The organism is Massiliimicrobium timonense, assembly GCF_042850985.1.
Classification (GTDB): Bacteria; Bacillota_I; Bacilli_A; order Erysipelotrichales; family Coprobacillaceae; genus Allocoprobacillus.
The window spans coordinates 1,840,885-1,854,685 of sequence record NZ_AP031415.1; the positions used below are offsets into that span (position 1 = coordinate 1,840,885).

Below are 13,801 nucleotides of genomic sequence, written 5' to 3' on the forward strand. Positions count from 1 at the left end.
CATTATTTCTCCTTTTTTGAATTAATTATTATTTCTATAATTGTGGCTTTATCACCATCACTAAGCTTAACATTATAACCTTCTTCTAATGGATAAAGTGATTGACTTACTAATCCATATTCTTTTGAATATTTCTCTTTAATAGTATTTATATTAAAATTTACACTTGACGCATATTTTTTTTGAAGACGATCTATCAAACACCCCATATGTATTAATAATCCAAGTCTTGTATCCTCCGAAAATGACATATGAAATATTTTTTGAAGAGATTCAATAAACGGAATAAGAGTTTGATTAAGTTCATCTTTTTTAAATATATCAAATTGTTCAACAAGATAATCTAACACATCAAAATCATCTTTCGTTTCTGCAAATAATTCATGGATTGTATGTACATTTGGTAGATGACTATAATCAACATATTTGAGATTAAATATATCTGGATTATATGTACCAACGATTCCAACAACATTTCCTTTTATTTGAACTTCATTTATTTTATCTATTAGATTTTGTTTATCAGTTATATTAAAAGCTAATATTTGATAATCACGATAATCTTCTAGTGTTTGAAGATACCTTTTTATACTATCACTATTATTCTCATGAACTGATGAAAGAACAATTACGATATCTTTACTTTGCATTCTCGAATAAGCAAATCCAGAATATTCATTAGCTAAATGCTGATATATATCTTCTAGACTTTTTCCCTCTTCACTACTTTTACAGGCACTTATTGCGAGTAAAGGAATAGGAACTTCAATAGATTTGATATCAATTCCAGTTTCATCTTTAATAGAATTCAACATAACTTGTATGGAACCCATATCATATAAAGCTAATATTCCACTACCCTGATTAACATCTATTATTTTCTTTTTCAATAGTTCATAAGATGTTTCAATATCATCATCCAACGATAAATCAAATGCCTGTAAATTATTAATTGGCATTAATTTCTTTACGACTTTAGATATAGATGTGGCTGTATTATCTCCGTGCATTATAATTAGTGTTATGACTTCTCTATTTTTAGATATATGATTTTTGTCATTGGCTATAAGTAATGTAAGTAGAACACTTTCATCTAACGAAAATTTTACATTAAATTCATCTTGAAGCTTTTTTATAAACTTTCTAGAATATAAGTATTCCTCATCATACTGTTCGATAATGCTCATAACTTTTTCATTAGATATTCTTTGTTTCGTTCTATTAGAAATGATTGCATTATTGAAATGTAAGCATATTCCGAGGAAAGCTTTATTTGAATATACTCTATTGAATTTTATGCTAGCTGTTTGGATGAACTCATTTGTTATCTGATAAAGCTTTTCTGAAACTATTGTTTTGATTTTTTCACCATCTCTATTTTCAGTTATCTTATTCAAATATTCATTTAAATTATGTTCAATATTTGCAAACACAAATTCCTCAGCATCCTTTAAAACCGTTATTTGACCTAAAGCTTTATAATCAAAATCTATTTTTTGATATATGTCTGTATCATTTCTTTTACTTCTAGATTGTAATGTTTGCTCTTTTGTAAATATATAATTTACATTTTTTTCTAGGACTTGATCAATTTCGTGAATTTTGTCTCTAATTAATAACAGACCTTTTCTAACACTTGCTGGAAGATCACTTAATTCAAGTACAATTGTTTTATTTCTTTTAAATCTTACCAATGCATTTGCAACACCAAATCGAATATTGCTTTTTAATTCAATGAGATTATCAATACATGGATAAAGCATTAAACATTGCATTAATCCATAGTTTACTTCAATATTTTTTTCTAATTTTAATGCTTCTTCTTTAAAAAATTTTTCAATAAACTGATAACGCTCTTCTAACGTTCTTTTTTCTAAGGGAGGTATATTAACAATAAAATTGAAATAATCTTTAAATATACTTATTGAATCAGCATTTTTTACATGGACTATTAGTATAAATTTCAATTCTTTTTTTTCTATTAACATGTTAGAAATATCTGTAATCATGTTTATTGATATTTTATCTGCATTCTTTACAAGTAGTAATCCATCTTTGATACTCTCAAAATTTTTTTGCCAAAAACTCCTTTCATTCATTTGATTTTTATCAAAATGTAAACAGTCAATCACTTTAAAAGCAGAATTCTTTTTTAGAATTCTTTGTGAACATGCGAAGTCAAATACTTTTTCACTTATCGTTTTAACCCCCACACCTTTTTCACCAATATACAAAACATGAGGAATACGTATAGGATACGTAATCGCTGCTTTGGTTAATTGTAGTGTTTCTTTTAAACTTAAATCTGAACCAATGATGTTACTGAAAGATAGATTATCAAGTTCAGTGTTTTGTTCATCCGATAGATAAAACATTACAGGGCGCCCATTTGTTTTTGATAATTTACCCTCTTCTACTAATTGATTCAATACACTAGAAATATTTGTTCTTTGCATATTCAATTTTTCAGATAGAAATCTCGTATCAAACTTAGGAGTATCATCTTCTAAAGTTTTAAATTCTTTTGAATAATCAACAATATAATCAAAAATTTTCTCTTTGTTTGTTTTCATGACTTTCTCCTTTTCTATCCATTTTTATAATACATTGATAGTTTTTTTGTATCAAATTGACTAAAATATATTTTTTTATACTATCTTCCATTATGAAATTATTGTTTTCATTATATTGATCTGTTAAACCCAGAAAAGTTATACACTAATATTAAAAACTGAATGAAATTAGACTTTTTTATATAAAATTAAACTTATTACTTTCTATTTTATACACTAAATGATTTTTATATTAAAATGACAGTACCAAAAGCCATATTGGCACAAAAGTACTGTATATTTGTTTTTCATTTTCTTTATTTTCCCTTAATAGATAAACGTAAGTGATGTTTTTCATTATTCGATAATAAGAATTCGTCATGTGTTCTTGCTCCCCAAGTATCATCACCAGCAATACCCATTTGTTTTTCATAAACACAAACAACTGTTTGATAAGGTACTGGTAATTCATCTTGATGTTTAACATTTTCTAATTCAAAAGGAGTATATGGTAAAGCAGAAAACTCTAAATCTTCTCCTTTAATTATGAAATCGTTTTTACCATTACTTATGATAATATGATTGACTTTTGTTCTATTTCCACATTCTTGAGGATATAAATAAGGTGTTACATTTTCTAAAACATCATATTCATATTCTCCTAATAAAGCCCCTTTATTTCTATCAATATAGTTTTCCTCTGGTCCAAAACCTAAATACTTCACATGATCATATTCTCTATATAGATTAAACATCATACCAAATGCTGGCATTTCAATATATTTGCTTGATGGCATATAAGACATATCAATAACAACTTCACCATCACCATAAACTGTATAGATAACATGAACATTTTCTTCTCCTAGATTAGGTAACTGATAATCAAAATGAACCTCACATGACTCTTCATTTCTCACAATTTTAACAAATTTTACTATTGCAAACATACTCGCTGGTAACCACGCTGCATATCTATAACCATATTTATTTTCTACATCATTATTTGTAGAAGCTCTAAAGAATTGAGGTCTAGGCATAACTCTGATCATTTCTTCATCATCATATTTCATAGAAGTTAATCCTTTATTTTTAGCGAATTTAATCGCAAACCCATTTCCTACTACACCAATATTGAGATAATCTTCAATGACAGATACTTTTGAATGTGCATGTGTCATTTGTTGATGATATGGATATAAATATTGATCATGAGCTATTTCATGATTCTTTTCATCATAGACTCTTACTACAACGTGACATCTATGATGATTGTCTATATTATTAAATGGATTATCAATTACAGTTGTTTCATCAGGTTTTAATTCAATTACTTTACGTACATGTTCCTTTAATTTTCCATCACAATATAATTCAATACTAAAATTAAATTGATTTAAGTTTGTAAATAGATAACGATTAGTAATGGTGATGATTCTCTCATTAATATCAAAATCAATATACTGATAACAATATTTAATTTCTTGCATCTTTGGTGTTATTGTTCTATCTGCGAAAACAATTCCATTTCCACAGAAATCATAATCTGATGGTCTTTCTTTGAAATCTCCACCATATCGTAAAACACCTTCATCATCATATAAGGCTTGATCCGCAAAATCCCATATAAATCCGCCTTGATATAATGGTAGTTTCTTTTCTAATTCTATATATTTATATAATGCCCCATTACTATTTCCCATAGAGTGAGCATATTCGCAAAGGATAAATGGTTTTTCAGTATGTTCTGCAATAAACTTTTCACAGTCTATCGCAAATGTATACATTTGACTTTCAATATCGCTTGTATTTGGATATCTTCTATCATGAGATAATCCTTCATAGTGGATAACTCTTGTATTATCTTTTTCTCTTAAGAAATCAGCTTCTTTTTGAAGAACTGATCCTCCTCGAGATTCATTTCCTAATGACCATATAATAATTGAAGGATGGTTTTTATCTCTTTCATACATTGAATTTGCACGATCCAAAACATTATCTAACCATTGTTCTTCTTTATTATCTGGTAAGAATAGACTAGGATCAAAACTATCACTCCATGTTCCATGTGTTTCTAAGTTAGTTTCATCAATACAATATAATCCTAGTTCATCACACAAATCATAAACAAATGTATTATTTGGATAATGTGATGTTCTTAAAGCGTTAATATTATTTTCTTTCATGATTTGAAGGTCTCTTTTTGTTTCTTCATATGAAATGACACGTCCTGTTTTAGGTGAAAATTCATGCCTGTTTACTCCATGGAACACAATACGTTTTCCATTAATACACATAATACCATTAATAATTCTAAATTCTCTTATACCAATAGCTTGTTTACATATTTCACTCAATTGTCCATTTGATAAAACTTCAACTACTAATTGATATAAATATGCTGATTCAGCACTCCATAATTTTGGATTATTGACATCAAATGATACATGTACTTCTTTTTCACCTTTTAAAGAAATTTGTTTAACAATTTCTAACCCATTGTACAAAGTCACCTTGATTTCACTATTATTTAAATTACCTGCTAATGAAAAATCAAGATTTACAGTTGCCATTGTGTAATTCTCTTTTAATAAAGTCACTACCTTCAAATCTTCCAAACTTGTTTTTGGTATAAACAGTAATTCAACATCTCTAAAGATACCTGAGAATCTCCAAAAGTCCTGATCTTCTAACCAACTACCACTACAAAATCTATACACTTGTACGGCAATCTTATTAATACCCTCAACAATAAATTCACTAATATCAAATGTAGAAGGTGTAAAACTATCTTCGCTATAACCCACAAAATATCCATTAATCCATAATGCAAACGCTGATTCAACACCATTAAATCTAATATGAACTTTATTTGTTAACTGTTCATTATTTAATGATACATATCGTACATAGCTACCTACCTGATTATAGTGTGGAATCTCCCCAGGAACAATTTGCTCACTTGCAGACCATGGATATGTTTGATTCACATACATTGGTTTTCCATATCCTTGTAACTGCAAATGTCCTGGAACTTGAATATTTTTCCAATTCGAACAGTCATAGTCTTTTTCAAAGAATTTATCATTTGTTTCTTCTATGCTTTCAGCATATTCAAATTTCCATTGTCCATTCAACAATACCGATAAACTGCTTTGATTGCGTTCCATTTCTTCTTTGTTTCTGTACACTTTTAAAGAAGCTTTAGGATCTAATCTACCTATTTGAAATACCTTTGGATCTTTAATCCATTCTTTGTTCATATTCATCTTTATATCCTCCATAATTTCTATATTTATTTTATAAAAAAAATATTCTTTTTCGAATGGAATAAAGTATAATAATAGGTAATAAAGTGTTAATTTATACTTTTGGAGGATATTATGAATAAGTTACAAGTCATGTTAAAAGATTTATATCTTGTATTTGGATTAAATTTATCTATTTTTGATTTAGATGGTAACTTAGTGACATCTTACCCAGAAAAAAATTCTCCTTTTTGTGAACTGGTAAAATCAAAACCAGAAGTATTAAAATTATGTCATGCTTGTGATAAAAAAGCATTTGAACATGTAAAAAATGCAGGAGAGATTTATATCTATAGATGTCATTTTGGACTGTATGAAGCTTGTGTGCCTTTGTATACATATGGTGTTTTATCTGGATTTTTTATGATGGGACAAACATTAACAGATACTGAATATAACAAAAATCTAATAAAAAGAAAAGCTATCGAATATTTGTTAGATTCTGATGTGATTGATGAAGCTATAGATCACATTTCATTTCACTCTCAAGAACAAATCATAGCTTTTGCAGGTGTTGTCAATATTGTTGCAGAATATATAACTTTGACTAATCGTCTTGAGTCAAAATCAAAAAATCTAGCAGAAGAAGTGCATAAATACTTAGTAAATAATTATAATCAAAATATAACAATTGATTGGCTGTGTAAATATTTTTATGTTTCCAAATCTACTCTAATCAACACTTTTAAATCTAAATATGGAATTACTGTTCATCAATTTCTTTTGGAGTATAGATTAAAAAAGAGTATGGAGTTGTTAAAGGATAAAAATAAAACTATACAGGATATTGCTATTGAATGCGGTTTTAATGATGCCAATTATTTTTCTAAAGCATTCAAGAAAAAGTATCTTTTAAGTCCAACAGACAAAAAAAATTCACTTTAGTTTATCGAACCACACCTATCAAATAAAAATAGTTACACACATATGGTACATTTCTATGTTGGTATTTATAATATAATTGAAGTATTTGGTCAGTAAATTCAAGAGTTAAGATTATATTATAAGTAGCTAATAGATTTAAAAATACTTCCATAATGAGCAACAAAACTATGTATTGTTAAAAAAATATCCAATATCTTTAAGGAAAGAAAAACGAAAGTAAAAAAGAGGTTTTACAATAAAAAACAAATAATGCAAAAAAAGATTATTATAACCAGACAAAAAAGATGCAAATCACATCTTTGTATATAGGATTGCTCCATAATTCCATGATACTAAATTTTTAGTCAACCTTACGCTTACCCTCATTCAACAAATTCATTAAACAATTGAATACATTATAGTATAATCAAAAAATAATATGGGTACAATTATAATATAAAGAACATATAACAATTTAAATGGTTGTCATACTTTGTCGTTATTTACTTACACAATCTTTTACGTATTCTCATTTATTTTGTAAGCGACAAATGAAAAGGCACTAACAAGACTGCGGATATTCATTTAAAATGTAAGTACAATAAAAAAGGAGGTACTTACTATATGCAATATGATTGGAAAAAAATCATAAATAGTCAAAAGGAAAGCACTTTGACTGTCAAGGAATTCTGCAGACAGAACAATATCTGTGTGTCTTCTTTCTATAAGTCAAAAAGACGACTGGAAAATGATGAACTTCAAAGTGATTTATTTGTTCCTGTCGAGGTTGTGGATGATGCCCACCCCAATATATCAATGACCATTGATGGTCATTGTATTGAATTTGATCCTGCATTTCTTGATAAGGTCATTGGTGCTCTCAAATAATCATCAACGCTGATGAAGTCAAGAATATCTACGTTTCAACGCATTTCGTGGATATGCGCAAGTCGATAGATGGGCTGACACTCATTGTGCATTCTCAATTCCAGATGAATGTCCTTGATTACAGCCTTTTCATCTTTACCAACCGATCAAGAAATCGCATCAAGATTCATCTATATTTGGGTTCTCAATCATAAGCTGATTTAAATCCTGCATAGTATTTGAGCGAATAATGGATAGAGTGTCATGAAATAGAATTTGACTATAAGGAATAATGATAGATAGTAAAAATGCATGTGTATGATGACAATGCTTACATTTGAATCTTTGGATTTTAAGGGGAATGATGCCATCTGGTGTTTTGATTTTACGCGTATAAAAGCCATGCTTGATAAGATGTCCTTTGTGATGACATGAACATTCTAGAGAAGCGATATTAAGATCTTCAAGACATTCATTATAAAATGTTTGCATTTTAGAAAAGTTTTGATTGAATGTGTTTGAGTAATAGGTTATCATATAAGTGTTCTTTGAACAGAGGATAAAGGCTAGCATTGGCGTGAGAGGCTTTATCCTTTTCCTTTCCAACTATTATCATACTAAAATAGTCTTATCATTTAAAGTGATTATTTCTTATTCATTCACTTTGATAAGACTTTTTCTTTATTTTTCTTTTTATTTAATTTGGCATTCAACAGTTTACCAATACGGTTCAGGGAGAACAGACAAGCGCTGCCTTATATTCACTTATAGAAACTGCAAAGCTAAACAATCTCAATCCCTATGAATATTTTAACTATCTTTTGTCATCATTGACAGAAATAGATATCAATGATGAAGAAGCCCTTGATAATTATATGCCATGGTCAAAAGAATTGCCTGATAATACATATCTGACTAAAAAATCGTAGAGATACGATCTTTTAGTCGTGTCCTGTAAATCATACATATATAAATTGTCAATTTATTACAGCTCTAATTATAATCAATGTCGTTGATTGATAATAGGGCTTTTTTATTTTACGCTTACCTTTCATTATTGGAAAAAGAGATAAAAAGAACACTACGTAAAAATAGAATCATATAAAAAGCAGTTTATCATTCCAATAAACTGCTTAAACTTTTCTATTTTCTTATTTTTTCAATTGAACAGGAATCCAAACCTCACTGTAGGCATAATGATCTTGATGTTCATCCATTTTTGTAAAAGAAAATGATAATGAATATGCCAATTCATAATCAGAAGTTGAAAGCCACTTAGCATAAATACTTGCCATTGTGTTTTGTAAAGTTGATGGGAATGGTCCTTCATTTGGAAATACTACCCATGTCAGCGAAGGAACTGAAAGTTGATCAAATTGATCACTGATATCAACGCATGTCGTTAAGACACCAATCATATGTGTCAGTTGTCCTTTTTCTTCCAGAAAATCAGTATCAGAATCATAAGATACATTCACAATTTCATACGGTTCCATATTTTGTAGTTGATGCAACTCTCTTTTTTGTTCCTCTGTTATTTCACTTCCTAATTGTACAATTTCATTATTCACACCTTCAAATTGAAGTGATACACGTTTACTGACTCCTACAAAACGAAATGCTTCTTTTTGAACTATTTTATAATCCATATGTTTCCTCCTTGAATGATCATTGTTAAAACATTGTTGCTTTCTTATGCAATAACTTCTCTTAAAAATAGAATATCATAAAAATGGAATAAAAAATAGAAAGTTCACTATTGATTTAAAAAGTTTACTACTATTGAATCACACAGCTATGAAAAATCTACATATGGATATATTTTAAATCATAATAATCTCCATTTCCTTTTTATGATTCTTATTAATATACAAGCTCTTTATAAAGAAAATACAAAGTTTTATTCAAACTTTGTATCGACTTCAAAAATGCAATGTCCATTTAAATAATCTTTAACAGACATTCTTTTTTTACCTTCTAATTGTAATTCTGTAATCAGATAAACGCCATCATTCACTTTAACTCCAATAGCATCTTTAAAAATCTTGACAATCGTTCCATTATCCTGATGAGCATGATGTTTCATCGCATTTTCACATTGATGAACCTGTCCTGCCCAGATTTTAACAGTCTTTCCCTGATAAGTTGTATAACTTCCTGGCCATGGATTTGTTCCACGAACTTTATTATAAACTTGTCGAGCAGACATATTCCAGTCAAGACGTTCATCTTCTCTAGAAAGAGTGGGCGCATAAGTCACTAGATTTTCATCTTGAGGTATACGTTGATTTGTTCCCTTTAAAATATCTGGTAATGTTTCTTTTAATAATTCTGCACCTAAATCACTTAAACGATCATATAAAATACCCACTGTATCTTCTTCTAAGATAGGTGTTTCTTTTTGGGCAATCATATCTCCAGCATCCATTTTTTTGACCATATACATAATTGTGACACCTGTTTTCTCTTGTCCATCAATAATAGCCTGATGTACTGGTGCACCCCCACGATATAATGGTAACAATGATGCATGAACATTGATACATCCTAAACGAGGAATATCCAAAACAGCCTGTGGTACAATCTGACCATATGCCGCAGTGATGATTAAATCTGGCTTTAAATCAACAATCGCCTGATAATCCTCTTTAATACGTGCGGGTTGAATAACAGGAATATCATATTTTAAAGCTTCTACTTTTACATCTGGCATTGTCAAAACTTTTTTTCTACCCACATAACGATCAGGCTGAGTGACAACACCAACAATATTGTAATCCTCTTCTATCAGCATTTTCAAAACAGCCAACGAAAATGATGCTGTTCCCATAAATACAATTCTTTCTCTCATTTCATTCACTCACTTTCACTATCTTATAATATTAGGCTATTTTTCCATTTTATACAATCTTTTTAATTCTTTTTTAAATCATTGACACATAGTTTTGTAAGACCATCTAGCATATATGGACTCATTTCTTTAATTGAATAAAGCTCTGGCATATAATCTTCAGGAATAAATGATAAGAGTTTATTTCTGACTTCATTCATATCATTTGTCATAGGTGAGTACACAGCAATTGCTTCAGGTCCCATAATACATATTGAAGGTAATAATGATTTTGTTACAAGCTCTAATACACCTTCTTGCGTCCATGCCAGTTTTGCACATTCATCAGAAAATTGCATACGATGAATAAAATAACGAACTTCTCCAGCAACCCCATTTCTTCCTGTCACAATCTGACCATGAGAAATAATACCTTGTCCTCCTACACCAAAACCAAATGGTTGTGAGTGAAAGATAATATTTTGATATTCAGGATGTTCCAAAGAAAATCCCACAACTGCAGCATTAGCATTATTACATACTAAAACTTTAATTCCATATTTCTTTTCAAATTCATTTTTTATATCCAGAATTTTTTCATCAGGTGAATTTCTTAACTGTTGATCATCTTTAACAATTCCTGGTGTTGCAATACCAATCATATCTACATATTGATGTTTTAATAAAACAGTATCAATAATATCATAAAGATCATAAACATTTAAAGAAGGTTTGATAATCATATTATGATCAATAATTTCACAATGATCACTCAAACGATAATAAATTCTTGTTTGTGCCTTATTATTAGAAATCACAATAGATAAAATACGATTTTCATATTCTATACAATGCGTATGATGTTTTTGAGCTTCCTGTGTTTTGTTAGTATAATACTCTTCAAGTTCATTTTGTAGAAATCTTAAAGCCCCTGGCGCATCATATGAAGCAAAAACAGTTGTGGGAATCTGAAGGACTAATTTATCTGTTAAACTTTCTTTTAAACGATTCAACATATAACCAATCTGTGGTGCAATCAAAACCACATCATATTTTTCAACTTCTTCATAAATACTTAAATAAGAAACAGCATCAAAATGATAATCCAACCCTAACATTCCTGCCACACTATTTAAGTTCTCTGCAAACATAGACGTTGTCAAACCAGATGAGCATGATACAAGAACTTGTAAAGTTTTTTCATTTTTTAAGCCAACTAATGTTTCTACCATTTCATCAAATAATTGTTTTGCATGATTTTCATCATTCAACTCAAAATGAAGATAGAATTTCACTGAATCATCTTTTTTAGAAACAATAGAGAACTCTACAATTGTGCTTTGTTCAATAACAGTAAAACGAATAGAAGCCTCTCCATAATCCGTAACTAATCTGATTAAAGATTCATTATCTTCTACAATCTGATAATCATCATTATATTGTTCTTTAATCCATGATTGAAAATCAAAATCCAATTCCTTTTTCTCAGTATCCATATATTTTCCTCACTTTGATATTTGTTAATCATATTGTATCATTCACCATTATCAAATAAAACCCTTAAACAAAAAATAGCATGAATTCATGCTATTTGATTTCATTCACTTTTTCTAAAACACGACTGGCATCCTCACCCTCTACAATTGTTGGCTGATAATTATTACGTGATGATACAGATGATATCATACATGGAATCACTTCATGTTCTTCTTGAACCAATTCATTATTTTCAAATGAGAATGTATGCTGATAAATCACTGTATCTTTATCACTAGGATTTTTATTCCCACCAAAACAAAAATTCCCTAAACTATAAACAATCTTCTTACCCTTATATGTTTCAATTCCCTGTAAGACATGAGGATGAGAACCAATAATTAAATCCGCTCCAGCATCAATTGTCTGTTTAGCTAAACTGCGTTGTGATTCCATTGGTGCCTTATCACGTTCAATACCCCAATGATAATAAACAACCACAATATCACATTGAGCTTTTAAATCACTTATTGCTTTTTTCATTTCAGCAGTGAGTTCATATGGAAAAGCATAACCTAAAAATCCCACTTGAATTCCTTTCACATCAATCATACAACTTTCATCATAGCCAAAATGCCTGATTCCTTTTTCATCCAAAATTGCCTTAGTATCTGTCATACCTTGTTCAAAATGATCTTTAGAATGATTATTAGCTAATGTCACAGCCTCAATATTACCATCAGTCAATATCTCAACATATTCAGGTTTCCCCTGAAAAACAAAAGTTTTCTCAGCATAATCTTGGCTTGTTGTGAGTGGACCTTCTAGATTGGCAATCGTTAAATCATCTTTTTCAAAAACATCTTTAACATTCTTGAGATAATAAGCACTATCTTGATTCTGTTTTTCATATTCCTGATCAAAAGATCCTTCATAACCCTGTCCAATATAATTTCCTAAAGTGATATCACCAACAAATGATAAAGTTATTTCTGTCTTCTTCACTTCTGGTTCTTGAATCTCTACTTGCTTTTCTTCATCAACTTGTGATGTCTGTTGTTGACTTTGACAAGCTGTCATCATCAAAATAGTTGTCAATGCTAAAAAATACTGTACTCTTTTTTTCATAACTCCCACTTATTCTTCCTCATAAAATTTTTGATAATATCTGATTCTTAATAAATCTAAAATCATCATTGTCTGATAGCTAAATTCCAAACCATCAAATGTTCCTAAAACATGAACAACGTAATCAGGACAGACATTTTCGAATTGAACATATTTCATATTTTGAGTCATCAGCACAACATAGGCATCACATAGATGCTGATTGACCATTTTTTTCGCATTTTGTTCCATTGTACATCCTGTTGCTGTGATAAAAATGACAACATCATCATCAGAAAATGCAAAACGTTTATCAAAATGATGATATTCGATTACTTCTTTTCCCAATGTAATCAAATCGGTCTGAAAATCAACCGCAATACTGCTTGGATATAGTGCTCCCACAATAACAACTCTTTTTGCATGAAAAATCAAATCACAAATCTGATCAATGGTATGTAAAAACTCTTCTTTAGAAAATTTAATATTTAAATGTGATAAAAACTTATCTACAGAAGTATGTAACATTCTGGCATTGATCTGATCCAAACGAATTTGTTTATCAATGATAAGCTGTTGATGAAACTCTTCATAAGAATGAAATCCAAGATGATAAAAAAAGTCTTGCACTTCTTCTTGAGAACACTTTGATGATTTGATAAATTGTTCTAAATCATATTGACAGATTTCATTATAATGTTTAACCACAAAGCTACCAATACGATACATATGATCATCATTTAAGCAGCCATTTAAATATTTTAAAATACGTGATATTAATATTTCCATCCTTTCCA

General features: G+C 29.2%; 12 protein-coding genes. 4 read left to right on the forward strand and 8 right to left on the reverse strand.

The annotated features are described in order from the left end of the window. Window positions 1-2: 2 nt before the first annotated feature. Window positions 3-2,573 carry a PRD domain-containing protein gene (locus tag ACGHJ8_RS09625; protein WP_390540038.1) on the reverse strand — a complete coding sequence of 857 codons (2,571 nt, stop codon included), beginning with the start codon at window positions 2,571-2,573 and terminating at the stop codon, window positions 3-5. A gap of 296 nt (window positions 2,574-2,869) precedes the next feature. Further along, complete coding sequence (locus ACGHJ8_RS09630; protein ID WP_390540040.1) at window positions 2,870-5,821, reverse strand: glycoside hydrolase family 2 TIM barrel-domain containing protein; 2,952 nt, start codon at window positions 5,819-5,821, stop codon at window positions 2,870-2,872. Between the two features lie 114 nt (window positions 5,822-5,935). Between ACGHJ8_RS09630 and ACGHJ8_RS09635 the strand changes: the two genes are divergently transcribed. The 3 genes from ACGHJ8_RS09635 to tnpB all read left to right on the forward strand — a co-directional run bounded on the left by ACGHJ8_RS09635 (window position 5,936) and on the right by tnpB (window position 7,806). Beyond that, window positions 5,936-6,745 (forward strand): PocR ligand-binding domain-containing protein, encoded by an 810-nt coding sequence (locus ACGHJ8_RS09635; RefSeq protein WP_249191384.1) that lies wholly within the window; start codon window positions 5,936-5,938, stop codon window positions 6,743-6,745. A gap of 603 nt (window positions 6,746-7,348) precedes the next feature. Continuing rightward, on the forward strand, window positions 7,349-7,612 hold the full coding sequence (tnpA, locus tag ACGHJ8_RS09640) for an IS66 family insertion sequence element accessory protein TnpA (protein WP_390540042.1): 264 nt from the start codon (window positions 7,349-7,351) through the stop codon (window positions 7,610-7,612). A gap of 26 nt (window positions 7,613-7,638) precedes the next feature. Next, window positions 7,639-7,806 carry an IS66 family insertion sequence element accessory protein TnpB gene (gene tnpB, locus ACGHJ8_RS09645; RefSeq protein ID WP_390542430.1) on the forward strand — a complete coding sequence of 56 codons (168 nt, stop codon included), beginning with the start codon at window positions 7,639-7,641 and terminating at the stop codon, window positions 7,804-7,806. Here the strand turns inward: tnpB and ACGHJ8_RS09650 are convergent. Then, window positions 7,772-8,164 (reverse strand): DUF6431 domain-containing protein, encoded by a 393-nt coding sequence (locus ACGHJ8_RS09650; RefSeq protein WP_390540044.1) that lies wholly within the window; start codon window positions 8,162-8,164, stop codon window positions 7,772-7,774. The genes tnpB and ACGHJ8_RS09650 overlap by 35 nt on opposite strands. 194 nt (window positions 8,165-8,358) lie before the next feature. Here ACGHJ8_RS09650 and ACGHJ8_RS09655 point away from each other — a divergent pair, with 194 nt between their 5' ends. Beyond that, a complete protein-coding gene (locus tag ACGHJ8_RS09655) occupies window positions 8,359-8,520 on the forward strand; it encodes a transposase domain-containing protein (protein WP_129737113.1) in 162 nt (53 codons plus the stop codon). 222 nt (window positions 8,521-8,742) lie between these two features. On the opposite strand, the gene ACGHJ8_RS09660 is transcribed toward ACGHJ8_RS09655, so the two are convergent. The 5 genes from ACGHJ8_RS09660 to ACGHJ8_RS09680 all read right to left on the reverse strand — a co-directional run bounded on the left by ACGHJ8_RS09660 (window position 8,743) and on the right by ACGHJ8_RS09680 (window position 13,793). Continuing rightward, window positions 8,743-9,240, reverse strand: coding sequence for a GyrI-like domain-containing protein (locus ACGHJ8_RS09660; RefSeq protein ID WP_390540046.1), 498 nt, complete (start codon window positions 9,238-9,240; stop codon window positions 8,743-8,745). A gap of 251 nt (window positions 9,241-9,491) precedes the next feature. Beyond that, entirely contained in the window at window positions 9,492-10,442 is a 951-nt protein-coding gene (fmt, locus tag ACGHJ8_RS09665) for a methionyl-tRNA formyltransferase (protein ID WP_249191424.1), read from the reverse strand. 62 nt (window positions 10,443-10,504) lie between these two features. Further along, a complete protein-coding gene (locus ACGHJ8_RS09670; protein WP_211963646.1) occupies window positions 10,505-11,917 on the reverse strand; it encodes an ROK family protein in 1,413 nt (470 codons plus the stop codon). 91 nt (window positions 11,918-12,008) lie between these two features. Continuing rightward, a complete protein-coding gene (locus tag ACGHJ8_RS09675) occupies window positions 12,009-13,025 on the reverse strand; it encodes a CapA family protein (RefSeq protein WP_211963645.1) in 1,017 nt (338 codons plus the stop codon). Window positions 13,026-13,034: 9 nt separating this feature from the next. Then, on the reverse strand, window positions 13,035-13,793 hold the full coding sequence (locus ACGHJ8_RS09680; RefSeq protein WP_390540049.1) for a MurR/RpiR family transcriptional regulator: 759 nt from the start codon (window positions 13,791-13,793) through the stop codon (window positions 13,035-13,037). Window positions 13,794-13,801: the final 8 nt, after the last annotated feature.

Coding starts and splice junctions, on each gene's coding strand:
- tnpA (WP_390540042.1), top strand. CDS start 7,349: ATGCAATATGATTGGAAAAAAATCATAAATAGTCAAAAGGAAAGCACT.
- ACGHJ8_RS09670 (WP_211963646.1), bottom strand. CDS start 11,917: ATGGATACTGAGAAAAAGGAATTGGATTTTGATTTTCAATCATGGATT.
- fmt (WP_249191424.1), bottom strand. CDS start 10,442: ATGAGAGAAAGAATTGTATTTATGGGAACAGCATCATTTTCGTTGGCT.
- ACGHJ8_RS09650 (WP_390540044.1), bottom strand. CDS start 8,164: ATGCTAGCCTTTATCCTCTGTTCAAAGAACACTTATATGATAACCTAT.
- ACGHJ8_RS09675 (WP_211963645.1), bottom strand. CDS start 13,025: ATGAAAAAAAGAGTACAGTATTTTTTAGCATTGACAACTATTTTGATG.
- ACGHJ8_RS09635 (WP_249191384.1), top strand. CDS start 5,936: ATGAATAAGTTACAAGTCATGTTAAAAGATTTATATCTTGTATTTGGA.
- ACGHJ8_RS09680 (WP_390540049.1), bottom strand. CDS start 13,793: ATGGAAATATTAATATCACGTATTTTAAAATATTTAAATGGCTGCTTA.
- ACGHJ8_RS09660 (WP_390540046.1), bottom strand. CDS start 9,240: ATGGATTATAAAATAGTTCAAAAAGAAGCATTTCGTTTTGTAGGAGTC.
- ACGHJ8_RS09625 (WP_390540038.1), bottom strand. CDS start 2,573: ATGAAAACAAACAAAGAGAAAATTTTTGATTATATTGTTGATTATTCA.
- ACGHJ8_RS09630 (WP_390540040.1), bottom strand. CDS start 5,821: ATGAATATGAACAAAGAATGGATTAAAGATCCAAAGGTATTTCAAATA.